General features: G+C 62.7%; 22 protein-coding genes and 1 tRNA gene. 7 read left to right on the top strand and 16 right to left on the bottom strand.

The window, feature by feature from the left end:
* Positions 1 to 45 precede the first annotated feature (45 nt).
* The 4 genes from rpoC to rplJ form a co-directional block, all read right to left on the bottom strand.
* Complete coding sequence (rpoC, locus tag KIP88_RS27025; protein ID WP_214491126.1) at positions 46 to 4,245, bottom strand: DNA-directed RNA polymerase subunit beta'; 4,200 nt, start codon at positions 4,243 to 4,245, stop codon at positions 46 to 48.
* A gap of 149 nt (positions 4,246 to 4,394) precedes the next feature.
* On the bottom strand, positions 4,395 to 8,513 hold the full coding sequence (gene rpoB / locus KIP88_RS27020; protein WP_214491125.1) for a DNA-directed RNA polymerase subunit beta: 4,119 nt from the start codon (positions 8,511 to 8,513) through the stop codon (positions 4,395 to 4,397).
* Between the two features lie 369 nt (positions 8,514 to 8,882).
* Entirely contained in the window at positions 8,883 to 9,260 is a 378-nt protein-coding gene (gene rplL / locus KIP88_RS27015) for a 50S ribosomal protein L7/L12 (RefSeq protein ID WP_214491124.1), read from the bottom strand.
* A gap of 50 nt (positions 9,261 to 9,310) precedes the next feature.
* Positions 9,311 to 9,829: a 50S ribosomal protein L10 gene (gene rplJ, locus KIP88_RS27010; RefSeq protein ID WP_214491123.1), complete on the bottom strand. Its 519-nt coding sequence runs from the start codon at positions 9,827 to 9,829 to the stop codon at positions 9,311 to 9,313.
* 633 nt (positions 9,830 to 10,462) lie between these two features.
* On the opposite strand from rplJ, the gene KIP88_RS27005 reads away from it, so the two are divergent.
* The 3 genes from KIP88_RS27005 to sigJ are packed head-to-tail and all read left to right on the top strand — an operon-like array spanning position 10,463 to position 12,246.
* Positions 10,463 to 10,840, top strand: a complete 378-nt coding sequence (locus tag KIP88_RS27005) for a hypothetical protein (RefSeq protein ID WP_214491122.1) — start codon at positions 10,463 to 10,465, stop codon at positions 10,838 to 10,840.
* Positions 10,833 to 11,381, top strand: a complete 549-nt coding sequence (locus KIP88_RS27000; protein ID WP_214491121.1) for a hypothetical protein — start codon at positions 10,833 to 10,835, stop codon at positions 11,379 to 11,381. Before KIP88_RS27005 ends, KIP88_RS27000 begins: the two co-directional genes overlap by 8 nt.
* Positions 11,359 to 12,246 carry an RNA polymerase sigma factor SigJ gene (gene sigJ / locus KIP88_RS26995; protein WP_214491120.1) on the top strand — a complete coding sequence of 296 codons (888 nt, stop codon included), beginning with the start codon at positions 11,359 to 11,361 and terminating at the stop codon, positions 12,244 to 12,246. The genes KIP88_RS27000 and sigJ overlap by 23 nt, the downstream gene beginning before the upstream one ends.
* Positions 12,247 to 12,251: 5 nt before the next feature.
* On the opposite strand, the gene KIP88_RS26990 is transcribed toward sigJ, so the two are convergent.
* From KIP88_RS26990 to secE, 5 genes are all read right to left on the bottom strand, one after another.
* Entirely contained in the window at positions 12,252 to 13,205 is a 954-nt protein-coding gene (locus KIP88_RS26990) for a 2-hydroxyacid dehydrogenase (protein WP_214491119.1), read from the bottom strand.
* 118 nt (positions 13,206 to 13,323) lie between these two features.
* Positions 13,324 to 14,016, bottom strand: a complete 693-nt coding sequence (gene rplA / locus KIP88_RS26985; RefSeq protein WP_214491118.1) for a 50S ribosomal protein L1 — start codon at positions 14,014 to 14,016, stop codon at positions 13,324 to 13,326.
* Positions 14,017 to 14,022: 6 nt separating this feature from the next.
* Positions 14,023 to 14,451, bottom strand: coding sequence for a 50S ribosomal protein L11 (gene rplK / locus KIP88_RS26980; RefSeq protein ID WP_025588714.1), 429 nt, complete (start codon positions 14,449 to 14,451; stop codon positions 14,023 to 14,025).
* Positions 14,452 to 14,583: 132 nt separating this feature from the next.
* Positions 14,584 to 15,114 carry a transcription termination/antitermination protein NusG gene (gene nusG / locus KIP88_RS26975; RefSeq protein ID WP_108518403.1) on the bottom strand — a complete coding sequence of 177 codons (531 nt, stop codon included), beginning with the start codon at positions 15,112 to 15,114 and terminating at the stop codon, positions 14,584 to 14,586.
* Positions 15,115 to 15,134: 20 nt separating this feature from the next.
* Positions 15,135 to 15,326 carry a preprotein translocase subunit SecE gene (gene secE, locus KIP88_RS26970; RefSeq protein ID WP_214491117.1) on the bottom strand — a complete coding sequence of 64 codons (192 nt, stop codon included), beginning with the start codon at positions 15,324 to 15,326 and terminating at the stop codon, positions 15,135 to 15,137.
* Positions 15,327 to 15,703: 377 nt separating this feature from the next.
* Here secE and KIP88_RS26965 point away from each other — a divergent pair, with 377 nt between their 5' ends.
* Complete coding sequence (locus KIP88_RS26965) at positions 15,704 to 15,889, top strand: hypothetical protein (protein WP_214491116.1); 186 nt, start codon at positions 15,704 to 15,706, stop codon at positions 15,887 to 15,889.
* A 54-nt stretch (positions 15,890 to 15,943) separates the two neighbouring features.
* On the opposite strand, the gene KIP88_RS26960 is transcribed toward KIP88_RS26965, so the two are convergent.
* Positions 15,944 to 16,019: transfer RNA gene (locus KIP88_RS26960), tRNA-Trp, on the bottom strand.
* A gap of 164 nt (positions 16,020 to 16,183) precedes the next feature.
* Here KIP88_RS26960 and KIP88_RS26955 point away from each other — a divergent pair.
* Entirely contained in the window at positions 16,184 to 17,407 is a 1,224-nt protein-coding gene (locus KIP88_RS26955; RefSeq protein WP_214491115.1) for a serine hydrolase, read from the top strand.
* 193 nt (positions 17,408 to 17,600) lie between these two features.
* Here KIP88_RS26955 and KIP88_RS26950 read toward each other — a convergent pair whose 3' ends face one another.
* Positions 17,601 to 18,368, bottom strand: coding sequence for an SDR family NAD(P)-dependent oxidoreductase (locus KIP88_RS26950; protein WP_214491114.1), 768 nt, complete (start codon positions 18,366 to 18,368; stop codon positions 17,601 to 17,603).
* A gap of 90 nt (positions 18,369 to 18,458) precedes the next feature.
* Entirely contained in the window at positions 18,459 to 19,172 is a 714-nt protein-coding gene (locus KIP88_RS26945; RefSeq protein ID WP_374226520.1) for a histidine phosphatase family protein, read from the bottom strand.
* 153 nt (positions 19,173 to 19,325) lie between these two features.
* Here KIP88_RS26945 and KIP88_RS26940 point away from each other — a divergent pair, with 153 nt between their 5' ends.
* Positions 19,326 to 20,111: an SDR family NAD(P)-dependent oxidoreductase gene (locus tag KIP88_RS26940; RefSeq protein WP_214491113.1), complete on the top strand. Its 786-nt coding sequence runs from the start codon at positions 19,326 to 19,328 to the stop codon at positions 20,109 to 20,111.
* A gap of 151 nt (positions 20,112 to 20,262) precedes the next feature.
* Here KIP88_RS26940 and KIP88_RS26935 read toward each other — a convergent pair whose 3' ends face one another.
* From KIP88_RS26935 to KIP88_RS26920, 4 genes are read right to left on the bottom strand one after another with little or no spacing between them, the layout of a single operon-like run.
* The gene (locus KIP88_RS26935; protein ID WP_214491112.1) at positions 20,263 to 20,619 is read right to left on the bottom strand and encodes an NIPSNAP family protein; all 357 of its coding nucleotides are present in this window, start codon (positions 20,617 to 20,619) and stop codon (positions 20,263 to 20,265) included.
* Positions 20,620 to 20,664: 45 nt separating this feature from the next.
* Positions 20,665 to 21,576, bottom strand: coding sequence for a DMT family transporter (locus KIP88_RS26930; protein ID WP_214491111.1), 912 nt, complete (start codon positions 21,574 to 21,576; stop codon positions 20,665 to 20,667).
* A 17-nt stretch (positions 21,577 to 21,593) separates the two neighbouring features.
* Positions 21,594 to 22,652, bottom strand: a complete 1,059-nt coding sequence (locus KIP88_RS26925) for a phosphotransferase family protein (protein WP_214491110.1) — start codon at positions 22,650 to 22,652, stop codon at positions 21,594 to 21,596.
* Positions 22,653 to 22,710: 58 nt separating this feature from the next.
* A complete protein-coding gene (locus KIP88_RS26920) occupies positions 22,711 to 23,943 on the bottom strand; it encodes an acyl-CoA dehydrogenase family protein (RefSeq protein WP_214491109.1) in 1,233 nt (410 codons plus the stop codon).
* A 177-nt stretch (positions 23,944 to 24,120) separates the two neighbouring features.
* On the opposite strand from KIP88_RS26920, the gene KIP88_RS26915 reads away from it, so the two are divergent.
* Entirely contained in the window at positions 24,121 to 24,813 is a 693-nt protein-coding gene (locus KIP88_RS26915) for a TetR/AcrR family transcriptional regulator (protein WP_214491108.1), read from the top strand.
* The last annotated feature ends 210 nt before the right edge of the window (positions 24,814 to 25,023 follow it).

Raw genomic sequence — 25,023 nt, 5'->3', positions numbered from 1 at the left:
AAGCCGGCTTCGCAGCCGGCTTTTTTGTTGATCGGAATGGAACCCTTACTCCGCCGGCGGCAGAGCCAGCGGCTCCGCTTCCGGAGCGGTCGGCACGATCGCGGTCTGCTTCTCGCGCTCGTCGAGAATCAGCTTGTCGCGCTTGACCGCGACTTCGCGGATCTTGGCCATCGAGGCGCCGGTGCCCGCCGGGATCAACCGGCCGACAATGACGTTCTCCTTGAGGCCTTCCAGCGGGTCCACCTTGCCGTTGACGGCGGCTTCGGTGAGCACGCGGGTGGTCTCCTGGAACGAGGCCGCCGAGAAGAACGAGCGGGTCTGCAGGCTCGCCTTGGTGATGCCGAGCAGAACCGGCGTTCCCGTGGCGGGCTTCTTGCCCTCTTCCTTGGCCTTCACGTTGAGCGCGTCGAACTCGATCTTGTCGACCTGCTCGCCCGAGATCATGTCGGTGTCGCCCTGGTCGGTGACCTCGACCTTCTGCAGCATCTGACGGACAATCACCTCGATGTGCTTGTCGTTGATGAGCACGCCCTGCAACCGGTAGACTTCCTGGATTTCGTTGACCAGATAGGCAGCGAGTTCCTCGATGCCCTTGATCGCCAGGATGTCGTGCGGCGCCGGATTGCCTTCGACGATGAAATCGCCCTTTTCGACAATGTCGCCGTCCTGCAGATGGATGTGCTTGCCCTTCGGGATCAGGTACTCGCGCGGCTCCTCGGTCTTGTCCATCGGCTCGATCGAGATGCGGCGCTTGTTCTTGTAGTCGCGGCCGAAGCGGATCGTGCCCGCGATTTCCGCGATGATCGCCGCGTCCTTTGGCTTGCGGGCCTCGAACAGTTCGGCCACCCGCGGCAGACCGCCGGTGATGTCACGGGTCTTGGCGCTTTCCGTTGAGATACGCGCCAGGATGTCGCCGGCCTTGACCTTGGCACCGATGTCTACCGACAGAATGCCGTCGACCGACAGCATGTAGCGGGCATCGCCGCCACGTGCGAGCTTCAGCACCTTGCCGTCCTTGCCCTTGACCACGATCGCGGGCCGCAGGTCCGCCCCGCCGCGCGACGCGCGCCAGTCGATGACGACGCGCTTGGCGATACCGGTGGATTCGTCGAGCGTTTCCGAGATCGACTGCCCCTCGACCAGGTCCTCGAACCCGATGGTGCCTTCGACTTCGGTGAGCACCGGACGGCTGTACGGGTCCCATTCCGCGATGCGCTGGCCGCGCTTGACCATATCGCCTTCGTCGACGTGCATGCGCGCGCCGTACTGAATGCGGTGGGTCGCACGCTCGGTTCCGTCGGCATCGGTGATCGCAACGACCATGTTGCGGACCATCGCGACCAGATGACCTTCGCTGTTCCTCGCGATGGCCTTGTTCTTGATGGTGACCTTGCCTTCGAAATTCGACTCGACGAACGACTGCTCGTTGATCTGCGCCGCGCCGCCGATGTGGAACGTGCGCATCGTCAGCTGCGTGCCGGGTTCACCGATCGACTGGGCGGCGATGACGCCGACCGCTTCACCGTGGTTGACCGGCGTGCCGCGGGCGAGGTCGCGGCCGTAGCACTTGCCGCAGATGCCGTTGACGAGTTCGCAGGTCAGGGCCGAACGGATCTTCACTTCCTGAATGCCGGCCTGCTGGATGGCGTCGACATGCGTCTCTTCCATCAGCGTGCCGCGCTTGACCACGACCTTGTTGGTCGCGGGATCGCGCAGGTCCTCGCCCGTGGTGCGGCCGAGGATACGCGACGCCAGCGAAGCGACGACGGTGCCGGCATCGACGATGGCGCGCATCTTGATGCCGAGCTTGGTGCCGCAATCGTCCTGCGTGATGATGCAGTCCTGCGCCACGTCGACCAGACGGCGGGTCAGGTAACCGGAGTTCGCGGTCTTCAACGCGGTGTCCGCGAGGCCCTTGCGGGCGCCGTGGGTCGAGTTGAAGTATTCGAGCACCGACAGACCTTCCTTGAAGTTGGAAATGATCGGCGTCTCGATGATTTCACCCGACGGCTTCGCCATCAGGCCGCGCATACCGGCAAGCTGACGCATCTGGGCCGGCGAACCGCGCGCGCCCGAATGCGCCATCATGTAGATCGAGTTGATGTCGGCGTCGGCGCCCTTCGCCGTCTTCTTGGTCGAAGAGATTTCCTTCATCATCTCCTTGGCGATTTCTTCGGTCGCCTTCGACCAGGCGTCGACCACCTTGTTGTACTTCTCGCCATGGGTGATCAGGCCGTCATTGTACTGCTGCTCGAAATCCTTCGCCAGCGTACGGGTGGTGTCGACGATCTTCCACTTTGAGTGCGGCACCACCATGTCGTCCTTGCCGAACGAGATGCCGGCCTTGAACGCGTTGTAGAAGCCGAGCGCCATGATGCGGTCGCAGAAGATCACCGTCTCCTTCTGACCGCAGTGACGGTAGACCTGGTCGATCACGCCGGAGATTTCGCGCTTGGTCATCAGCTTGTTGATGATGTCGTACGAGATCTTCTGGTTCTTCGGCAGCAAAGTGCCGAGCATGACGCGGCCCGCGGTGGTTTCGATCCAGCGCTTGGTGATCTTGCCGCTCTCGTCGATGCCCTCCCACCGGTACTTGATCTTGGTGTGGAGGTGGATGACCTTCGAATGCAGCGCGTGCTCGAGTTCGGCCATGTCGCCGAAGATCTTGCCCTCGCCGGGCAGGCCTTCGCGCATGATCGACACGTAATAGAGGCCGAGCACGATGTCCTGCGACGGCACGATGATCGGCTGGCCGTTCGCCGGGTGCAGGATGTTGTTGGTCGACATCATCAGGACGCGCGCTTCCAACTGCGCTTCCAGCGACAGCGGAACGTGCACGGCCATCTGGTCGCCGTCGAAGTCGGCGTTGAACGCCGCGCAAACCAGCGGATGCAGCTGGATCGCCTTGCCCTCGATCAGCACCGGCTCAAACGCCTGAATGCCGAGACGATGCAGCGTCGGCGCGCGGTTGAGCAGCACCGGATGCTCGCGGATCACCTCGTCCAGGATATCCCAAACCTCGGGACGCTCCTTCTCGACGAGCTTCTTCGCCTGCTTCACGGTGGTGGACAGACCCTTGGCGTCGAGCCGCGAATAGATGAACGGCTTGAACAGTTCGAGCGCCATCTTCTTCGGCAGACCGCACTGATGCAGCCGCAGTTCGGGACCGACCACGATCACGGAACGGCCCGAATAGTCGACGCGCTTGCCGAGCAGGTTCTGCCGGAAGCGGCCCTGCTTGCCCTTGAGCATGTCGGCCAGCGACTTCAGCGGACGCTTGTTGGCGCCGGTGATGACACGGCCGCGGCGGCCGTTGTCGAACAGTGCGTCGACCGCCTCCTGCAGCATGCGCTTTTCGTTGCGGATGATGATGTCGGGCGCGCGCAGTTCCATCAGCCGCTTCAGGCGGTTGTTGCGGTTGATGACGCGGCGGTAGAGGTCGTTGAGGTCCGACGTCGCAAAGCGGCCGCCGTCGAGCGGCACCAGCGGACGCAGGTCCGGCGGAATCACCGGCACCACGGTCAGGATCATCCACTCCGGCTTGTTGCCGGAATAGCGGAACGCCTCGACGATCTTCAGCCGCTTGGCAAGCTTCTTGTGCTTGATGTCGGATTCGGTCTCGTGCATCTCCGCGCGCAGGGACTGCTCGAGCTTTTCGAGCTCAAGCCCCTTCAACAGCTCGCGGATCGCTTCGGCGCCGATCATGGCGGTGAACGAATCCTGGCCGTATTCGTCCTGCGCCTTCAGGTACTCGTCTTCCGAGAGCAACTGACGGTCCTTGAGCGCGGTCAGGCCCGGCTCCAGCACGACGTAATATTCGAAGTACAGAATCCGCTCGAGATCCTTCAGCGTCATGTCGAGCAGAAGGCCGATGCGGGACGGCAGCGACTTCAGGAACCAGATGTGCGCAACGGGCGCGGCCAGCTCGATGTGGCCCATGCGCTCGCGCCGGACGCGGGACAGCGTCACTTCGACCGAGCACTTTTCGCAGATGATGCCCTTGTACTTCATCCGCTTGTACTTGCCGCACAAGCACTCGTAATCCTTGATCGGCCCGAAGATGCGGGCGCAGAACAGGCCGTCGCGCTCCGGCTTGAAGGTCCGGTAGTTGATGGTCTCCGGCTTTTTGATCTCGCCGTAGGACCAGGACAGAATCTTCTCCGGGGACGCAATCGAGATCCGGATCTGGTCGAAGACCTGGGCCGGGGTCGTCGGATTGAAGAGATTCATAATTTCTTGGTTCATCGTCTTCTCCTCGCGTGCCGATCGTCACCGGCAGCAAATTCGAAATTCTTCTTTGGCCCGCGCCCGCTCAACGTCCGAGCGGAGCGCGAATGTCCGGCCCTCTTGCGAAGTTGTCTTCGCGCTTTGGGCCGGACATGGAATCTTTGCCGTTACTCGGCCGCCTCGGACGTCGGCGCCGGTCCGACCTTGGAATTGTGCAGGTCGACGTTGAGGCCGAGCGAGCGCATTTCCTTGACCAGCACGTTGAACGATTCCGGAATACCCGCCTCGAACGTGTCGTCGCCGCGAACGATCGCCTCGTACACCTTGGTACGGCCGGCGACGTCGTCCGACTTCACGGTCAGCATTTCCTGCAGCGTGTAGGCCGCGCCGTAAGCTTCCAGCGCCCACACCTCCATTTCGCCGAAACGCTGCCCGCCGAACTGCGCCTTGCCGCCCAGCGGCTGCTGGGTAACGAGCGAGTACGGTCCGATCGAACGCGCGTGGATCTTGTCGTCGACCAGATGGTGCAGCTTGAGCATGTAGATGTAGCCCACCGTCACCTTGCGGTCGAAGGCGTCGCCGGTACGGCCGTCATAGACGGTCGACTGGCCGGAGGCGTCGAAGCCCGCGAGCTTCAGCATCTCCTCGATGTCGGCTTCCTTGGCGCCGTCGAACACCGGCGTCGCAATCGGCACGCCGTGGCTCAGGTTCTTGCCAAGCTCCATCAGCTCGTTGTCGTTCAGCGTCTTGATGGTCTCATCGTCGCCATAGATCTTCTTCAGGGTCTCGCGCAGCGGCTTGAGGTCCTGCTTCTGATAATAGCTGTCGATGGTCTGGCCGATGCGCTTGCCGAGGCCTGCGCAGGCCCAGCCGAGATGCGTCTCCAGAATCTGGCCGACGTTCATGCGCGAGGGCACACCGAGCGGATTGAGCACGATGTCGGCATGGGTGCCGTCCTCGAGGAACGGCATGTCCTCGATCGGAACGATCTTGGACACCACACCCTTGTTGCCGTGACGGCCGGCCATCTTGTCGCCGGGCTGAATCTTGCGCTTCACCGCGACGAAGACCTTGACCATCTTCATCACGCCGGGCGGCAATTCGTCGCCACGCTGCAGCTTTTCGACCTTGTCGAGGAAGCGCTGTTCAAGGCCCTTCTTCGATTCGTCGTACTGCTTCCGCATCGCCTCGATTTCGCTCATCAGCTTGTCGTTCGGCGAAGCAAACATCCACCACTGCGACTTCGGATACTCCTCGAGCACGGCGCGCGTGATCTTGGTGTCCTTCTTGAAGCCCTTGGGACCCGCGATGCCCTGGCGGTTTTCCAGGAGCTCCGCGAGGCGGCCGTAGACGTTGCGGTCGAGGATCGCCTGTTCGTCGTCGCGGTCCTTGGCCAGACGTTCGATCTCTTCCCGCTCGATCGCCAGCGCACGCTCGTCCTTGTCAACGCCGTGACGGTTGAACACGCGCACTTCCACGATCGTGCCCTGCACGCCCGGGGGCACGCGGAGCGAGGTATCGCGGACGTCGGAAGCCTTTTCGCCGAAGATGGCGCGCAGCAGCTTTTCTTCCGGCGTCATCGGGCTTTCGCCCTTTGGCGTGATCTTGCCGACCAGGATGTCGCCGGCGCGGACTTCGGCGCCGATATAGACGATGCCGGCTTCGTCGAGGTTCTTCAGCGCTTCTTCCGAAACGTTCGGAATGTCGCGGGTGATTTCCTCAGGTCCGAGCTTGGTATCGCGGGCCATCACCTCGAACTCCTCGATGTGGATCGAGGTGAAGACGTCGTCCTTCACGATCCGCTCGGAGAGCAGGATCGAGTCTTCGAAGTTGTAGCCATTCCACGGCATGAACGCGACCAGCACGTTACGGCCGAGCGCGAGTTCGCCGAGATCGGTCGAGGGACCGTCGGCGATGATGTCGCCCTTCCTGACGATGTCGCCGACCTTCACCAGCGGACGCTGGTTGATGCAGGTCGACTGGTTGGAGCGCTGGTACTTCATCAGCCGGTAGATATCGACGCCCGACTTGGTGGGATCGAGATCTTCGGTGGCGCGGATAACGACGCGGGTGGCGTCGATCTGGTCGATCACGCCTGAACGACGCGCGGCGATCGCCGCACCCGAGTCACGGGCAACCACGCCTTCCATGCCGGTGCCGACGAACGGCGCCTCGGCACGAACCAGCGGCACTGCCTGGCGCTGCATGTTCGAGCCCATCAGCGCGCGGTTGGCGTCGTCGTTCTCGAGGAACGGGATCAGCGCCGCGGCAACCGAAACCAGCTGCTTCGGCGACACGTCCATATAGTCGACCTTGTCGGGCGTGATCGGGAGCACTTCGCCGGCGTGACGGCAGACGATCAGGTCTTCGGTGAAGCGGCCCTTGGCGTCGAGCGGCACGTTGGCTTGCGCCACGCGATAACGGCCCTCCTCCATCGCCGAGAGGTACACGACCTCGTCGGTGACGCGGCCGTCCTTCACCTTGCGATAGGGCGTTTCGACGAAGCCGTACTTGTTGACGCGCGCGAACGTCGCCAGCGAGTTGATCAGGCCGATGTTCGGACCTTCCGGCGTTTCGATCGGGCAGATGCGGCCGTAATGCGTCGGATGCACGTCGCGCACTTCGAAGCCGGCGCGCTCGCGGGTCAGACCGCCCGGTCCAAGCGCCGAGAGACGACGCTTGTGGGTGATTTCCGACAGCGGGTTGGTCTGGTCCATGAACTGCGACAGCTGCGAGGAGCCGAAGAATTCGCGCACCGCGGCGGCCGCCGGCTTGGCGTTGATCAGGTCCTGCGGCATCACGGTGTCGATGTCGACACTGGACATGCGCTCCTTGATCGCGCGCTCCATGCGCAAGAGGCCGATGCGGTACTGGTTCTCCATCAGCTCGCCGACCGAACGCACGCGGCGGTTACCGAGATGGTCGATGTCGTCGATCTCGCCCTTGCCGTCGCGCAGGTCGACCAGCGTCTTGATGACGGCCAGGATGTCTTCCTTGCGCAGCGTGCGATGGGTATCGGGCGCGTCGAGTTCGAGGCGCATGTTCATCTTGACGCGGCCGACCGCGGACAGGTCATAGCGCTCGCTGTCGAAGAACAGCGACTGGAACATGGTCTGGGCCGAATCGATCGTCGGCGGCTCGCCCGGACGCATCACGCGGTAGATGTCGAACAGCGCGTCTTCACGCGTCATGTTCTTGTCGGCGTGCAGCGTGTTGCGGATGTAGGCGCCGACATTGACGTGGTCGATGTCGAGCAGCGGCAGCTCCTTGTAGCCCTGCTCGTTGAGCGCCTTCAGCGACTTCTCGGTGAGTTCCTCGCCGGCTTCGGCGTAGATTTCACCGGTCTTCGGATTGACGAGATCTTCGGCGAGATAGTTGCCGACCAGTTCTTCGTCCGACAGACGCAGCGCCTTGAGGCCCTTTTCCTGCAACTGGCGCGCCGCGCGCACCGTCAGCTTCTTGCCGGCCTCGAGCACGACCTTGCCGGTATCGGCGTCGATCAGGTCGTTGATGGTCGAGTAGCCGCGGAAACGAGCGGCGTCGAACGGCACGCGCCAGCCTTCCTTGGCGCGCTTGAAATTGATCTTCTTGTAGAAGGTGGACAGGATCGTCTCGCCGTCGAGACCGAGCGCGTACATCAGCGAGGTCACGGGAATCTTGCGGCGGCGGTCGATGCGCGCGAACACGATGTCCTTGGCGTCGAACTCGATGTCGAGCCAAGAACCGCGATACGGAATCACGCGCGCGGCAAACAGCAGCTTGCCGGACGAGTGGGTCTTGCCCTTGTCGTGGTCGAAGAACACACCGGGCGAACGGTGCATCTGGGAGACGATGACGCGCTCGGTGCCGTTGACGACGAAGGTGCCGTTCATGGTCATGAGCGGGATATCGCCCATGTAGACGTCCTGCTCCTTGATGTCCTTCACCGACTTGGCGCCGGTTTCCTCGTCGATATCGAACACGATCAGGCGCAGCGTCACCTTCAGCGGCGCAGCATAGGTCATGCCGCGCTGGCGGCACTCGTCGACGTCATACTTCGGCGGCTCGAATTCGTAGCGGACGAATTCCAGCATCGAGGTGCCCGAGAAATCCGAAATCGGGAACACCGAGCGGAACACCGCCTGCAGTCCCTCGTCCAACCGGCCGCCCTGGGGTTCCTCGACCATCAGAAACTGGTCGTAGGACGCCTTCTGAACCTCGATGAGGTTCGGCATCTCGGCGACTTCCTTGATGTGTCCAAAGAACTTGCGAACGCGTTTGCGACCGGTGAATGTCTGCTGCGCCATCGTGGCCTCTCATTTTCGTCGCCCTTGTGGGCGAACCTTCCGAAGCGCGACTGCCATCGCCCTCGGGTTGAATTTCGAATCGCTCAAAGGAACAAAGCTGAATTTCAGGAATTAAGTCCTGAACCCGCACTTTAGACCTTCAAAACGCAAAACGACGCGCGGGGCGCATGACTGCACCCGCCCGTCTCAAGTTGCCGCTTCACGGACTGAAAAAGCCCGAAATCTGACTGTCTCCCAACGGCTTACGCCAGGAACCCTGCCGTCCCCACCGCCTACCGCGTTTTCCTGCTGCCGCTCCGATATGGGGCGGAATAGTGGAGATTCGAGGGGCTAACCCCGCGAATCCCCACACTTTTCTGTGTAGTACGCTTACTTCAATTCGACCTTGGCGCCAGCCTTTTCGAGCTGGGCCTTGAGCTTGTCGGCCTCTTCCTTGTTCACGCCTTCCTTGACCGGCTTGGGCGCGCCTTCGACGAGGTCCTTGGCTTCCTTGAGGCCCAGGCCGGTGATGGCGCGGACTTCCTTGATGACTTCGATCTTCTTTTCGCCGGCGGCAGCGAGAACGACCGTGAACTCGGTCTTCTCTTCAGCCGGAGCAGCGGCAGCGCCGCCACCCGCAGGCCCGGCAACCGCAACGGCGGCCGCGGCGGACACGCCCCACTTTTCTTCGAGGAGCTTGGCGAGTTCGGCAGCTTCGAGCACGGTCAGGCTCGAGAGGTCGTCGACGATTTTCTGTAGGTCAGCCATTGATCTATTTCCTTAAACGTTTGGTTCGAACCAGTTTGATTTGCGAAGGGTCAGGCCGCTTCGCTCTTTGAGGCATAGGCCTGGACGACGCGCGCGAGCTTGGCCGCGGGCGCTGTCGAGAGCTGAGCGATCTTGGTCGCCGGCGCCACCAGGAGGCCGACAAGCTTTCCGCGCAGTTCATCGAGTGACGGCAGCGAGGCAAGCGCCTTCACACCGTTCACGTCCAGGACGGTTTTACCCATGGAGCCGCCGAGAATGACGAACTGCTCGTTCGCCTTGGCGAATTCCATGGCAACCTTCGGCGCCGCTACCGGATCGTTTGAAGTCGCGATCACGGTCGGTCCCTTCAGCAGGGAGCCGATGGCAACGACATCCGTGCCTTCAAGAGCAATTTTGGCGAGACGGTTCTTCGAGACCTTCACCGACGCACCCGCCTGCTTCATCTGCATGCGCAGCTTCTGCATCTGGGCCACGGTGAGGCCGGAATAGTGGGCGACGACTGCGACGCTGGTGGTCTTGAAGACCTCGTTCAGCGCTTCAACCGCGTCCTTTTTTGCCGCTCTTTCCACAGCAAGCTCTCTCCGGTTGGCGGCCTTCGCTTAAGAGCGAGACCGCCGGGTTGCACCCATCGTCTCACCCAAAACCTGACCTCTAGACACCAGTCTCAAGGACACGCCGGGCAAGACGACATTGATAAGCCTGCCCTCCCGAACCAGATGGCGCGGGGTGTCGAGGTTCGAACCAAATCAGCCATGACGCCGCGCGAGGCGGCGTTGAAGCAAAATCCGGTCTTCACCCGTCTATGCAGGCTGTGAAATTAAGCCGTTGAAGAAACTTGCGTTTCTTTGCGGGCGCCTGCAGTCTCGGACAGGATCGAGGCCATCCGGCAAGCCGAAAGACCCCTGCCGCAATCCACCGAAGCGATGAGTTTTCCTTCCTTTCGAGCAATCCATGCGGATGTCCTGAAAGGAATGTTCTCCTACCGTATCGGGTTTTCGGAATGCGCGCACGGACGTGCCAGCAAGGGCCAGCACGCCCGGAGGCCCATTGTTTACCGAGTCTCAGCCGGCTTGCCAAGGGCAAAATTCACACCAATTCGCTGACCGGCGGAGCAAAAATTTTCGCCCCGGAACCCCGGAAATTCTTTGACGGGTTCTGTCACACCGGAGCCGCCCGGCTCGTCTTGGCTGCAGGAGGTTCCCATGCGGCGTCAGTTGGCAGCCATTCTAGCAATACCCACGGTCCTGAACGGGCTCGCCATGCTCGTGGCCGGGGACCGTTGGTACGAAAGCGTGCCCGGGGTGCCGGACACCGGCCCGTTCAACCCCCATTTCGTTCAGGACATCGGTGCCGCCTTCCTCGTGGCCGGTCTCGCACTGGCCGCGCGGGCATGGCGGCCACGGTACTGGCCGGCCGCCGTCGCGGGCGCCGGCTTCCTCGCCGTCCACGCCCTGCTCCACCTCGTGATCCTGGCGGGCGGCCATACCCATCACCCCGCCTTCGACCTCCTCGCTATCGTGCTGCCGTCGGCAGCCGCGCTCTATTCCGCCTTCCCCAGCCAAGGAGAAAATCATGCGTAGTTGGATCGCGCGCCGCACGCTGCGCGCATTTGCCAAGCGTTATGGGTACGACGTCAGCTATCTCGAGATGATGCTGAACGCTTCCCCTTCCGCCTTCTTCAAGTTCGCACCCCTCATGAAGGCGGCCGCCCACCGCGAGGCGGTCCCGATCGACGCGAGTTTCGCAGCCAAGATCGTCGGCGCCCTGGCCGAGGATTGCGGCCCCTGCACGCAACTGGTCGTCGACATGGCGCTGGAAGCGGGCATGCCCAAGGACCAGATCGAGGCGGTTCTCCGCCGCGATCCCCGGGCGATGAATGAGGCGACCACGCTTGGATTCCGGTTCGCCGACGCCGTGGTGCGCCGGGCCGCCGAGCAGGAGGACGAGTTTCGCGACGCCGTCCGGGCCGAATGGGGCCAGAAAGGCGTGATAGATCTGACGCTGGCGCTGCAAATGGGCCGCATGTTCCCGATGGTGAAGGCGGGCCTCGGCTATGCCAAGGAGTGCCGGCGCGTCGCCGTGGGTGGAAACAATGTCGATGTCGTCAAACAGGCCGCGTGACAGCGACCCGCTGGCGCCCCATCGCGGGCGCCTGCTCGGGCTAGCCTATCGCATGCTCGGCAGCCGCAGTGATGCGGAAGATGTCGTGCAGGACGCCTATCTCCGCTTTGCCGGAGCGCAGGACGTGCACAACCCCGAGGCCTTTCTCGTCACCATCGTCACGCGGCTCTGTCTCGACCGGCTGAAGAGCGCGAAGGCCCAACGGGAGGTCTATGTCGGCCCCTGGCTCCCCGAGCCCGTGTTCGACGCGGAAGGCCTTTCCGCCGAATCCGCCACCGAACTGGCCGACGATCTCTCGTTCGCCTTGTTGCTGGCGCTGGACCGGCTGTCTCCGATGGAGCGTGCCGCCTTCCTGCTTCACGACGTGTTCGACACGCCGTTTTCCGAGGTCGCTGCCATGCTCGACCGCACCGAGGCGGCCTGTCGGCAACTGGCCTCAAGGGCCCGCCGCGCGGTGCGCGACGAACGACCCGCGCCCACGGCGACACCGGACAGTCACGCGCGCCTGCTGCAGGCTTTCAGCGACGCGGTTGCCAGCGGCAATGTCAGGCAGCTGGCCGAATTGCTGCGCGAGGATGCAGTGGCGCTCACGGATGGCGGCGGCCGCAAGTTCGCGGCGCGCAATCCGATCATCGGCGCCGACAAGGTCGCGCGCTTCTTCATCGGCCTTGCCGGCAAGATCGCCGGCCAGGACGTCCGGATCGAACCGGCTGTTATCAACGGCGCCGTCGGCGCCCTGCTCTATCTGGACGGCGAACTCGATCTCACCCTGAGCATGGCGATCGACGGCGAGAAAATCGCCGCGATCTATATCGTCCGCAATCCCGACAAGCTGCGCCATCTGCCGGCTGCCGGGATGCACTGAAGCCGTCAGCCGAGCGGCACCGGGTAAGGCAGCGGCTTGCCGGCGAAGAACGCGTCGAGATTGGCCAGCACGCAATCCTGCATCGCGACGTGCGATTCCAGGGTGTGGCCGCCAATATGTGGGGACAGCACGACGTTCGGCAGCGCCGTCAGCGCATCGGGCGCATGTGGCTCCTTCGCGTACACGTCGAGGCCTGCGCCCGCGATGGTCTGGTCGGCCAGCGCCGCGATCAAAGCCTGCTGGTCGATCACCGAACCGCGCGAGATGTTGACGACGTAGCCGTCCTTGCCGAGTTTCTTCAGGATATTGGCATCGACGGCATGCTCGGTGTCAGCCCCTGCCCGGACCGCAATCATCAGGACACTGCACCACTCTGCCAGCGCATCGAGCGTCGGAAAATATCGATACGGCACGTCGTGCCGGCTGCGGCTGAAATAGCCGACCTCGGCTTCGAACGCGGCGACGCGTGCCGCAATCTTGCGGCCGATCTCGCCCATGCCGTAGACGCCGATTTTGCGGCCGAGCATCCCGGCTTGCGGGCGCATCATCGGCGACGGCTTTGCAGCCGCCCAGCTCCCGCCCCGCACATAATCATCGGCGACAAGTAACCGCCGCGTGGCTGCCAGCATCAAGGTGACCGCGATATCCGCAACGGATGCCGCATTCGCTCCCGGGCTGTGACCGACCGCGATCCGGCGCTTGGCCGCCGCCGTGAGATCGACGCCGTCATAGCCGGTGCCGTAGCAGATGATCGCGCCGAGCTTGGGAAGGAGGTCCATCGCATTGCCGCCGAGCGGCGTGCCGCCGGCGGTGATCATCGCGCGGATGTCCGAGAGTTGTTCGGCGGAGAACACGTCATTGGGCGGCTTGCCGGCGGCGTTCAGAAGTTCAAACCGTTCGCCGAAACGCTCCATCTGGGCCTTTGGAAAACGCGAATAGATCAGGACCTTCTCGGGCATTGTTGTTCCTTCTTGGCAAGTCCGGCGCTGCGACGATTACGCAAATGCCACATCAAACGCAAAGGGCGGAATCGGTCACCCGATTCCGCCCTTTTCTATTCACGTAAATCGCAACGAACTAGCCGAGCAGCGTGCCCGGCTCGACCTTGACGCCCGGGCCCATGGTGGAGGAGACCGCCACGCGCTGGATATAAGTGCCCTTGGCACCGGCGGGCTTGGCCTTCGACACCGCATCCGCAAGCGCCTTCACGTTCTGCACGAGCTTTTCCTCGGAGAACGAGGCCTTGCCGACGCCGGCCTGCACGATGCCGGCCTTTTCGACGCGGAATTCGACCGAGCCGCCCTTGGCGCCCTTCACGGCAGTGGCGACGTCCATCGTCACGGTGCCGATCTTCGGGTTCGGCATCATGCCGCGCGGGCCGAGCACCTTACCGAGGCGACCGACCAGCGGCATCATGTCGGGGGTGGCGATACAACGATCGAAATCGATGTTGCCACCCTGCACCTTCTCGACCAGGTCTTCGGCGCCGACGACGTCAGCACCCGCCGCCTTGGCTTCGTCCGCCTTGGCGCCGCGGGCGAACACGCCGACGCGCAGCGTGCGGCCGGTGCCGTTCGGCAGGTTGACGACGCCGCGAACCATCTGGTCGGCGTGACGCGGGTCGACGCCGAGATTGATCGCGATCTCGATCGTCTCGTCGAACTTCGACTTGGCGCGTTCCTTGACCATCTTGATGGCATCCGCGAGCGGATAGAGCTTCTCGCGGTCGACACCCTCGCGGGCCTTCTTCAAACGTTTTCCGATTGCCATGGCCCGTTACCCCGCAACTTCCAGACCCATCGAACGGGCGGAGCCCTCGACCATCTTCATGGCCGATTCGATGGAATCACAATTGAGATCCTTCATCTTCTTCTCGGCGATCTCGCGCACCTGCGCGCGTGTCACCTGACCGGCCTTGTCGCGGCCCGGAGCTTTCGAACCGGACTGGATCTTGGCAGCCTGCTTGAGGAAGTGGGACATCGGCGGCGTCTTCATCTCGAAGGTGAAGGAACGGTCCGCATAGATGGTGATGATCACCGGGATCGGGGTGTTCTTTTCTTCCTTCTGCGTCTGCGCGTTGAACGCCTTGCAGAATTCCATGATGTTGAGACCGCGCTGACCAAGCGCGGGACCGATCGGGGGCGAAGGATTCGCCGCACCGGCCGGCACCTGAAGCTTCAGGTATCCGGTCACTTTCTTTGCCATGTATCACTCCTGTTGTGCCGGGTTTTGAAGCCGGCGGTTTCAGGTTCGTGGTTCGGATCAAGGACGGTTGGCCACCACCCTCTTCCTCCCACGGCCTCTTGATACGCGAAGACTAAGCTTCGCGCTCTCCGATCAGACCTTCTCGACCTGACCGAATTCCAGTTCGACGGGCGTGGCGCGGCCGAAGATCGACACCGCGACCTTCACGCGCGAACGCGCCTCGTCAATTTCTTCAACCACGCCGGAGAACGACGCGAACGGGCCATCGGCCACCCGGACGTTCTCGCCGATTTCGAACGACACCGACGCCTTCGGACGTTCGACGCCTTCCTGCACCTGGTGCAGGATCCGCATCGCCTCGGATTCGGAGATCGGCATCGGCTTGTTTTCGGCGCCGAGGAAGCCAGTCACCTTCGGCGTGTTCTTGATCAGATGAAACGCTTCGTCGGTCAGCTTCATCTTCACCAGCACATAGCCCGGGAAGAACTTGCGCTCGGCGTCGATCTTGCGGCCGCGGCGCACCTCGGTGACCTTTTCGGTCGGCACCAGCACCTGCTCGAACAGTTCCTCAAGCCCGCGCTGCTTCGCCTGTTCCCGGATCGATTCCGACACCTTCTTCTCGAAGTTCGAATAGGCGTGAACGATATACCAGCGCTTGTCCATGGATTGGGTTCCGGTGCTCATCAGCGAACGCCCAGCAGGAAGGTAACGAGATAGCGGATGATCATATCCGAGGCGAAAAAGAAGATCGACGCCAGCGCAACCATGACGAACACCATGATCGTGGTGATCGTCGTCTCGCGGCGCGTCGGCCAGGTGACCTTGGCGGTCTCCGAGCGCACTTCCTGCAGGAATTTGAACGGGCTGAAAGCCATCGTTGGTTACCGCGTCCTTCGTGAGACGATTGTGATCTAAAGCGAATCCGAACAGCCCTCTCGCGCCCAGCCCTCTCTCGAAGGATGAGCCGCCAAGCGGGCTCGATTGTTCGGGGGAATTCAAAGCCGCGCCGGATATCCGCATCTAGCGGGCCGGCTGCAGGTGGCGGGTATCTACTGCCGGCCGGGCAAAAGGTCAAGGTACGGGGTGCCGCGGGCTCCAAATCGACCCCTTTTGGGGGCCCGACGGAAACGACCGCCAGCCATTGATTGGTTAATCCCCGGGTACAGCCTTCCCTCAAATGCTCACAAGCCCGCGATCTGGATTTTAAAAGCTCCTTTCTATCCTGCACGCTCCATAGGAGAGCGAGACGACCATGGCTCTGTTAGGCCAAGACCTGGAAAGCCCCTCGGGCGAGACGGCCTGGACCGTCCTCGACGCAGCGAACGACCTCGGCGACACGACCACCATCGATGCCTGTCGGCGGGTCATCGACGCCGATCTGCGGGGCGAGGCTCCAGCGCGATCGGACATGGCGGTCCTCACCGCGTTCTTCGCGTAAGTTCCGGGCAAATGGCAGGAATTTCGGCCAAGTCTTTGATTGGGCTGACTTAGCTGGCAGGAGTGGCAGGGCTCGAACCTGCGACCCCCGGTTTTGGAGACCGGTGCTCTACCAATTGAGCTACACTCCTGCATGGAACCGACGCGTGCGCCGGTTCGCGCCGTTTCAAGCATAGGGCATACCCCGATTGCAAGGGCGAAGCGATTGCCCCCACATCAACATGCCTACCCAAGGCAAGGCTTCTGCGCCAAACTTCCTGTCTGTTACAAGCAACAAGAGCAAACGGGAGAAACTATGAACGCGCAGACCGCCGCCCGGCAGACAACCGCCCCCCAGACCCCTTCTCTCCCGCAGGCCAAGCCGGAAACCATCGGGCTGTCGAGCGTCCGCCTGCAGCGGATGTCGGATGCCTTCAGGCGCGAGGTCGACAAGGGAACCCTCCCCGGGGCCACGGTGATGGTGGCGCGGCGCGGCCAGATCGGCTGGTTCGATGCGATCGGCCGGCAGAACCCGGCGGCAGCCACCCCGATGGCGCATGACAGCATCTTCCGCATCTTCTCGATGACCAAGCCGATCGTTTCCGTCGGCATCCTGATGCTGGTCGAGGACGGCCACTTCATCCTGGGCGATCCCGTCGCAAAATTCATTCCGGAATTTGCCGACCAGAAGGTCGGCGTCGAGAACAACGGCAAGCTCGACCTCGTGCCGTTGAAGCGGCAGATGACCGTGCAGGATCTGCTGCGGCATACGTCCGGCCTGACCTACGACCACACCGGCAACGGTCCCGTCCAGCAGCTCTACCAGCAGTCGCGGCTGCGCAGCCGCAAGATCACCAACGCCGAGCACGCGACCATCATCGCCGGCATGCCGCTGATGTGTCAGCCGGGCGCGGAATGGAATTACAGCCGCTCGACCGACGTGCTCGGCCGCATCATCGAAGTCGTCTCCGGCAAATCGCTCGGTGCGTTCCTCACCGAACGCATCCTGGCGCCGCTGCAAATGGCCGAGACCGCATTCCATACGCCGGAAGCAAATGCCGGCCGCCTCGCCGAGCCGTTCCCGACCGATCCCTGGACCGGCGACAAGGTGCAGCTCTTCAACATGCTGGAGAAGCCCGCGATGGAATCCGGCGGCGGCGGGCTGGTCTCGACCACCATGGACTATGCGCGGTTCTGCCAGATGCTGCTCAACGGCGGCGCGCTCGACGGCAACAGGATCATCGGCCGCAAGACGCTGGAACTGATGGCCTCGGATCACCTCGCCCCTAGCGTGAAGGTCGACTCGCCGCTGATGCCGCCCGGTCACGGTTTTGGATTAGGCTTCGCCGTCCGCACCCATCGGGGTATCGCGCCGTTCCCGGGCTCGCTCGGCCAGTTCTTCTGGAGCGGGATGGCCGGCACGTTCTTCTTCATCGATCCCGCAGAGGACCTGTTCACGGTGTTCATGATGCAGGGCCCCGGCCAGCGCGAATATATCCGGAATATGCTGCGGGATCTGGTCTACGCCGCGGTGGATTGAGCGCGAGGCGTTATTCCCGGCCTAGCGCCCCATCACAACCGTCATGCCCCGCGAAGGCGGGGCATCCAGTACGCCGGGACATCAACGAGAATCGAGACGTCCGCGTTTACTGGATCGTCCGCCCCAGTGCGCAATTGCGCACAAGGCGGACGATGACACCGAGTAAAAACGCGCGCACCGCTCTAACTCACCCTCAACTGATCGTAGCCCCACCGTCGATCACGATGGTCTGGCCGGTCATGAAGTCACCCGCCTTCGAGCCCATCAGCACCGCGGCGCCCGCGATCTCGTCCGGCACGCCGATGCGGAGCAGCGGCGAGCGCGCGGTGGAGGCCTTCAGCGTCTCCGGATTGTCCCACAGCGCTTTCGCAAAATCGGTCTTGATCAGGCCGGGCGCGATGCAGTTCACGCGGATATTGTGCTTGCCGTATTCGCAGGCGAGGTTGCGCGCGAGCTGCATGTCGGCCGCCTTCGAGATCGCATAGGCGCCGAGCACGGTCGAACCCTTCAGGCCGCCGATCGAGGACACGATCACGATCGAGCCGTCCTTGCGCTCGATCATCTGCGGCACCACCATGTTGATCAGCCAGTTGTTGGCGACGATGTTATTGTCGAGGATTTTTCGGAACTGATCGTCGGAAATGCCGCCGAGCGGACCGTAATAGGGATTGGACGCGGCGTTGCAGACCAGCACGTCGATCTTGCCGAACGCACGGTTGGATTCGTCGACCAGGTTCTGCAAATTTTCCTTGCTGGAAATGTTCGCCGCGATCGCAACCGCGGTGCCCTTGCCGAATTTTTCGTTGACCTCCTTGGTCACCTGATCGCAGACGTCCTGCTTGCGCGAGGAGATCACCACCTTGGCGCCGTGTTCGGCCATGCGCTCGGCAATGGCGCGGCCGATGCCGCGCGTCGAGCCGGTGATGACAGCGACTTTCCCGGTCATATCGAACAAGCTCATGTCTCTCTCCCCGATGTTGATCCAGCGCGATGCCGGTTTGGTCTTGAATTTCGAACTAAGCAGCCTTTGCGGTCCTCGACAACTCAAGGCTCAAGCGAGCTTCGTCTCCGGCGGCTTCACCTCGGGCCCTGCCGGTTGATGCATCGCGTTATGCGAAGCGTCCGCGATCCATGGCTGCTGGTTGACCATCGGCAGCCGCCAGCCGTCGTAATTGGCGCTTGAGAGATGATCGAGCCGCGTCACCGAACAATTGTCGATATCGAAGGCAAGACCTTTCTCCGGCTGACCGCCGAGTGCAAGCCCGACAGCGGCCCTGATCGTGCCGCCATGCGCGACGACGATGACGTCCCTGCCCGCCTGCTCGGCGTTGATGCGCTCGATGGCGCCGCATGTGCGATTATACAGGTCCATGAAACTCTCGCCGCCGGGCGCGGGTTCGTCGATCTCAGTAAGCCAGTGGCTGCCGACCGGACGGCTGGCGAGGAACGCCGCGCGATTCAGGCCTTGCCACTCACCGAGATGTTGTTCGGCGAACGCATTCACGTGCGGCATGTCTGATGGTTTCGGAAAACCAGCGGCCCAGATCGCGCTTGCGGTCTGATGCGTGCGCTTCAGATTGCTTGCATACCAGACCGCATTGCGCGGCAGGATTTTTCCGACCGCCTCGAACACGACGCGGTCGCTGGTATCGCAGCCCAGATCCTTCTGCCCGTAAATGCAGCCGTTATCTTCGCGCACCGGCGCATGTCGGATCCACCACCAGCGTGTGGAGACCGTCAACGGTTTGCCTGGATTGGACATCATCAAAGCCCTTCAATACTGTTCGTTGTCGCTGTACGTCAGAGCACGCATCGTCTCAAGTGACTTTGCTAGCCAAAGATTCTTGGGCGTTTGAAATCTTGTTTGAATTCCGCAAGGCGGCAGACGCCTGCGCGCATAACTATCAGGGAGAAACTCATGGGCCGCCTCGAAGGCAAATCCGTCGTCATCACAGGTGCTGGCAGTGGCATCGGACGCGCCGCGTCGGTGCTGTTCTCCAGGGAGGGCGCGAAGCTCATCATCGTCGACCGCGCCGAGGGCGTGAAGGAAACCGCAAAACTCGTCAGCGATGCCGGCGGCACCGTCGAGGCCGTGATGGCGGATGCGGGTTCGGAAGCCGACGTGAAGGCGTTCATCGACAAGGCGGTGGCGAAATACGGCAGGCTCGATGCGATCTGGGCTAATGCCGGCGTCAGCGGCGGGCTGGTGCCGCTGGCCGAGCAGACCGTGGACCACTGGCAGGAAGTTTTGCGCATTAACCTGATCGGGCCGTTCCTCGCGATCAAGCATTCGATGCCGCACATGATCAAGCAGAAGTCCGGCTCGATCGTCTGCACCGCCTCCGTCGCGGGCCTCAAGGCCGGCGCCAGCGGACATCCGTACGGCGCGAGCAAGGCCGGCGTCATCAGCCTGGTGCAGACCACCGCCTACTCGCTGTCCGGCACCGGCGTTCGCATCAACGCGGTTTGCCCCGGCCTGATCGAAACCGGCATGACCAAGCCGGTGTTCGACCGCGCCAAGGAGCGCGGCACCCAGGACAAGATCGGCCAGCTCAATCCGCTGAAGCGCGCCGGCCAGCCGCACGAACTCGCCGCGATGGGATTGTTCCTCGCCAGCGACGACGCTTCCTATGTCAACGGCCAGGCGATCCCGGTCGACGGCGGCCTCACCGCGTCGATGCCGTATACGGGCAAGCCGGTCTAGCGACGATCTCGTGTCCCGGACGCGGTGCAGCGTGTAACGCTGCTCCGCAGAGCCGGGACCCAAACACGTCGTGTTCCGTGCAAGCAATGGGTCCCAGCTCTGCGGCGCGTCACTTCGTGCCGCACCGCGTCCGGGACACGAAACTGATTTTCTACGCTGATGCCGCAAGAAGGCTCCTGCTTTTCGCCGGCGAATAGTCTGTTGGCGCCAGCAAGCGGTCCTCGATCTGGCCAACCATCACGCCATGTTCCCCATGCGTCACGCGCTTGATGTCGGACCATTCAGCATCGGCCATGAAGGCCGACCATGCGGCGGTCTTGGTTGCCTCGTCCGGCCATTCCAGCAGATAGGCAAACTCGGTCCTGTCGCCGAATCTTGTTTCCCACATCGCGACGATCCGGAAACCGTATCTGGTTTGCATGATGCGCGCGGCGTGATCGCGAAAGCGGGCGTGGAACGCAGCCTTGTTCTTTTCGAATATTTCGTAGATGCGCAGTTGCTGAATCATGACCATCTCCAATCAGCTTCGGAGATATGGGCTCCCGCGAGGCGATCACAACCCGTCGGGCGGCAGGCCGGATGATTCCGCGGCCAGCGCGCGGTGACGGATGCGCTCACGGTAGAAGGCGTAGAGGCCGGAGGCTACGATGATCGCAGCGCCCGTCACCATCATGACGTCGGGCACGTCGCCGAACACGAGATAGCCGAGCAGCATCGCCCACAGCAGCGCGGAATAGCGGAACGGGGCCACCGCCGAGATGTCGCCCGAGCGCAGCGCCGTGATGATGCATTGATAGCCGATCAGGAGCAGCACGGCGGCCAGCGCCTGCAGGCCAAGCGCGCTTGCGGATGGTGGCGTCCAGCCGCCGAGCGGAACGATGATGGCGCCGCCGGCCGACGTGACCGTCACGGTCGTCAACAGGGTGATGAACAGCGAGGGAATCTTCGCCGGAATTTTCCGGGTTGCGAGGTCGCGGAGCGCGCAGAACGCAACCGACAACAGGGCGAACAGCGAGTATTGGCTGAAGCCCGCAAGCCCCGGCCGCACGATGATGAGCACCCCGATGAAGCCTGCTGCGATCGCCGACCAGCGCCGCCAGCCGACCGGTTCGCGGAAGATCACCGCGGCGCCAAGCGTGATGGCCAAGGGCAGCGCCTGGAGGATCGCCGAGGTGTTGGCGAGCGGCAAATGCACGAGCGCGGCCATGAACGAGATCGTTCCGCCGATTTCGCCGAACACCCGCAGCGCCACCGGTTTGACCATCAGCGTGCGCAGCGGCCGCAGCGCGCCCTGGTGCCACGCGAACGCCGCGACCAGCACGATCGCGAACAGCCCGCGCACCAGTATCACCTGGCCGAAGTTCATTTCGGACGACACCACCTTGGTGATGGAGTCGTTCGTGGTGAACGCCGCCATGGACACCGCCATGAGCAGGCTGCCGCGAATGTTCGGAGACAGGGCCAAGTAAACAACGACGCGGCTTAGATCGCGCCGGCCTTCTGAGCGTATTCCCAGGAAGATTTCGACAGCGGCACCGTGCGCGCCGCCGACTCCAGCGCCTTGGCGTTCGCCGCGGTGCCGTCGCGGATACGGCCCGCAATACCCTGCGTGATGCCCGCCAGGCGAAACATGTTGTAGGCGAAGTACCAGTTGAGGTCGGGCACTTCCATGCCGGTGACGGCGCAATAGATCTGCGCGGCTTCGTCCACGCTCGGAATGTTCAACGCCTTGATATCGGCATTGGCCAGGCCCGGCATGGTCCACTGCATCAACAGATAGGTGAAGTCGGCCATGGGATCGCCGAGCGTCGACAACTCCCAATCCAGCACCGCCTGCACGCGCGGTTCCGTCGCGTGGAAAATCATGTTGTCGAGGCGATAGTCGCCGTGAACGATCGAAACGCGCTTCTGTTCAGGTACGGTTCGCGGCAGCCATTCGGCCACCTTCTCGAATTCCGGAATGTGCTGGGTTTCCGATGCGCGGTACTGCTTGGTCCAGCGATCGATCTGGCGCGCGAAATAGTTGCCGGGCTTGCCGAAATCGCCGAGCCCGATCGCTTCCGGATTGAAAACGTGGAGGTTGGCCAGCGTCTCGATCTTGCTGGTGAAAATCTTGCGCCGCGCATCCGGCGTCTGGCTCGGCAGCGTCGGATCCCAGAACACCCGGCCCTCTTCCATCGACATGATGTAGAAGGCGGCGCCGATCACGGCATCGTCGGTGCAGAGCGCATAGGCTTTCGCGACCGGAAAGCCCTGCTTGCCCAATGCTGCGATGACGCGGAACTCGCGATCGACCGCATGCGCCGACGGCAGCAATTTGCCGAACGGTTTTCGGCGCATCACGTAGGACTGGCCAGGCGTCTCGAGCTTGTAAGTCGGGTTGGACTGGCCGCCCTTGAACTGCAGGACGGTCAGCGGCCCCTGATAGCCTTCGACATGCTCGCGCATCCAGCCGTCGAGGCTCGTCTCGTTGATACGATGACGCTCCTCGACTTCCTTGGTGCCCGAGAACTCTTCGTCTTTCCTGACGCCGTCCGCCACGATGACGCTCCCTTAATTCTTCTTAGACTTTGGGGAGCGCCATCGCTAGCGGCTCCCGTTATTGCGTAGCGTTTGCATACTTCCGAAGTTCAAGTCTGGCAATGGCACGATTGTGCACCTCGTCCGGACCGTCCGCCAGCCGGAGCGTACGGATATGGGCGTAATCCCGCGCCAGGCCGGCTTCGTCGGAGACGCCGCCGCCGCCATAGGCCTGGATGGCATTGTCGATGATCTTCAGCGCCATGTTGGGGGCCGTGACCTTGATCATCGCGATCTCGGCCTGCGCGGTCTTGTTGCCGACCTTGTCCATCATGTCGGCGGCCTTCAGGCACAGCAAGCGATTCATCTCGATATCGGCGCGCGCTTCGCCGATGCGCTGTTCCCACACCGAGTGCTCGATGATCTTCTTGCCGAACGCGGTGCGCGAGGCCAGCCGCTTCACCATCTTCTCCAGCGCCTCCTCGGCCTTGCCGATGGTGCGCATGCAGTGATGGATACGGCCCGGACCGAGACGGCCCTGCGCGATCTCGAAGCCGCGGCCTTCGCCGAGCAGGATGTTTTCCTTCGGCACGCGAACGTTTTCCAGCAAAACCTGAGCGTGGCCGTGCGGCGCATCGTCGAAGCCGAACACCGGCAGCATCTTCTCCACCTTGATGCCGGGAGTGTCGAGCGGCACCAGGATCTGCGACTGCTGCTGGTGCTTCGCCGCCTTCGGATCGGTCTTGCCCATCAGGATCGCGATCTTGCAGCGGGGATCGCCGACGCCCGACGACCACCATTTACGGCCGTTGATGACGTAGTGATCGCCATCCTTTTCAATACGCGTTTCGATGTTGGTGGCGTCCGATGACGCAACCGCGGGCTCGGTCATTAGGAAGGCGGAGCGGATCTCGCCGTCCATCAGCGGCCGCAGCCACTTCCGCTTTTGTTCCTTGGTGCCGTAGCGGATGAACACTTCCATGTTGCCGGTATCGGGTGCGGAGCAGTTGAACACCTCCGATGCCCAGGAGATGTGGCCCATTTCTTCCGACAGCAACGCATATTCGAGGTTAGTCAATCCCGCACCACGGAATTCGTCGTCTTCATGCGCGTTCGGCGGCATGAACATGTTCCAGAGGCCTTCGGCCTTCGCCTTTTTCTTCAGTTCCTCGAGGATCGGGATCACCTTCCAGCGCGGGCCCTCCGCATCCTGCTTGTCGTAGATCGGAACTGCGGGGCGGACATGCGTCTTCATGAACGCCTGCACGCGGTTCAGCCATTCCTTTTGCTTTTCGGACATATCGAAGTTCATGGGGCGCTCCTCGGCTCTGGGCTTTTCGAATTCGTTGGGCTGCACTGTCCGCCCGCCTCCCATTCGCCGCAAGGTATTTTGCGCTTCGCAATGAGGCGACGGATTGACATTTCCGGCTCTTCAAACGATAGTTTCATACAACTGTTTGAATTGCAACTCCGCAAACGGGGACCAGATATGTCGAGCGATCGGACCCGGTCTGCCATCCTTGCCGCCGCCGAACGGCTTTACGCCGATCGCGGCTTCGGCGACGTGACGCTGCGCGACATCGTCGCCGAAGCGAACGTCAATCTCGCCGCGGTGAACTATCATTTCGGCTCCAAGGACGAATTGATCGCGGAACTGTTCGTCACCCGCAGCCTCGCCACCAACCGCGAGCGGCTCAACGAGTTGAAGGCTGCCGAGGAAACGGGCGGCGGCCGCGCCCCGATCGACGCCATCCTGCATGCGCTGGTGGGCCCTACCCTGCGCGGCTGCCTCGGCCCCGACCGCGAAGGCTCGACGGCGGCGCGCTTCATGATCCGCGCCTCGATTGAATCGGTGCCGCCGATCCGCCGCATCAAGAACCGCGAGGTCGATCATTTGCGGAAATTCATCGCCGCGATGCGCCGTGCGATGCCCGGCCGCGACGACGCCGATCTCTATTGGGGCCTGCACTTCGCGCTCGCGATGGCGCATCACACCATCCGGGAAAAAGAGCGGCTGACGAAATTGTCGGAAGGACAATGCGATCTCAACGACGTGGATGCCATCGTCGATCGCGTGGTCTCGGTCTCGGTGACGGCGCTCACGGGTGGCGAGACGCCGGCGAAGAAAGCGCCCGTCCGGCCGGCGGTGCCGCATGGCAGACTGACGCGGCAGGACTTGTAAGCCAGGCGGCAACGGGCTGAATAGCCGAATGAACCAGCGGAGGACGACGGCTCTCTCCGCGTCATTGCGAGCGCAGCGAAGCAATCCATTCTTTCTTTATGCCGGGACATGGATTGCTTCGCTTCGCTCGCAATGACGGTGGATACAGTTTCGCGTTCTCGCGGCGCTGATCGCCCGAGGTTTGCTGGGTAACTTCCCGCCCTCTTTGTT

This window comes from Bradyrhizobium sp. SRL28, from assembly GCF_018596315.1.
Lineage (GTDB): Bacteria > Pseudomonadota > Alphaproteobacteria > Rhizobiales > Xanthobacteraceae > Bradyrhizobium.
This window is presented reverse-complemented; position numbering and strand designations above follow the sequence as displayed.

Excerpts from the sequence above, each read along its gene's own strand:
- rpoC (WP_214491126.1), bottom strand. The coding sequence starts at position 4,245 with ATGAACCAAGAAATTATGAATCTCTTCAATCCGACGACCCCGGCCCAG.
- rpoB (WP_214491125.1), bottom strand. The coding sequence starts at position 8,513 with ATGGCGCAGCAGACATTCACCGGTCGCAAACGCGTTCGCAAGTTCTTT.
- rplL (WP_214491124.1), bottom strand. The coding sequence starts at position 9,260 with ATGGCTGACCTACAGAAAATCGTCGACGACCTCTCGAGCCTGACCGTG.
- KIP88_RS27005 (WP_214491122.1), top strand. The coding sequence starts at position 10,463 with ATGCGGCGTCAGTTGGCAGCCATTCTAGCAATACCCACGGTCCTGAAC.
- KIP88_RS27000 (WP_214491121.1), top strand. The coding sequence starts at position 10,833 with ATGCGTAGTTGGATCGCGCGCCGCACGCTGCGCGCATTTGCCAAGCGT.
- sigJ (WP_214491120.1), top strand. The coding sequence starts at position 11,359 with ATGTCGTCAAACAGGCCGCGTGACAGCGACCCGCTGGCGCCCCATCGC.
- KIP88_RS26990 (WP_214491119.1), bottom strand. The coding sequence starts at position 13,205 with ATGCCCGAGAAGGTCCTGATCTATTCGCGTTTTCCAAAGGCCCAGATG.
- rplA (WP_214491118.1), bottom strand. The coding sequence starts at position 14,016 with ATGGCAATCGGAAAACGTTTGAAGAAGGCCCGCGAGGGTGTCGACCGC.
- rplK (WP_025588714.1), bottom strand. The coding sequence starts at position 14,451 with ATGGCAAAGAAAGTGACCGGATACCTGAAGCTTCAGGTGCCGGCCGGT.
- nusG (WP_108518403.1), bottom strand. The coding sequence starts at position 15,114 with ATGGACAAGCGCTGGTATATCGTTCACGCCTATTCGAACTTCGAGAAG.
- secE (WP_214491117.1), bottom strand. The coding sequence starts at position 15,326 with ATGGCTTTCAGCCCGTTCAAATTCCTGCAGGAAGTGCGCTCGGAGACC.
- KIP88_RS26965 (WP_214491116.1), top strand. The coding sequence starts at position 15,704 with ATGGCTCTGTTAGGCCAAGACCTGGAAAGCCCCTCGGGCGAGACGGCC.
- KIP88_RS26955 (WP_214491115.1), top strand. The coding sequence starts at position 16,184 with ATGAACGCGCAGACCGCCGCCCGGCAGACAACCGCCCCCCAGACCCCT.
- KIP88_RS26950 (WP_214491114.1), bottom strand. The coding sequence starts at position 18,368 with ATGAGCTTGTTCGATATGACCGGGAAAGTCGCTGTCATCACCGGCTCG.
- KIP88_RS26945 (WP_374226520.1), bottom strand. The coding sequence starts at position 19,172 with ATGATGTCCAATCCAGGCAAACCGTTGACGGTCTCCACACGCTGGTGG.
- KIP88_RS26940 (WP_214491113.1), top strand. The coding sequence starts at position 19,326 with ATGGGCCGCCTCGAAGGCAAATCCGTCGTCATCACAGGTGCTGGCAGT.
- KIP88_RS26935 (WP_214491112.1), bottom strand. The coding sequence starts at position 20,619 with ATGATTCAGCAACTGCGCATCTACGAAATATTCGAAAAGAACAAGGCT.
- KIP88_RS26920 (WP_214491109.1), bottom strand. The coding sequence starts at position 23,943 with ATGAACTTCGATATGTCCGAAAAGCAAAAGGAATGGCTGAACCGCGTG.
- KIP88_RS26915 (WP_214491108.1), top strand. The coding sequence starts at position 24,121 with ATGTCGAGCGATCGGACCCGGTCTGCCATCCTTGCCGCCGCCGAACGG.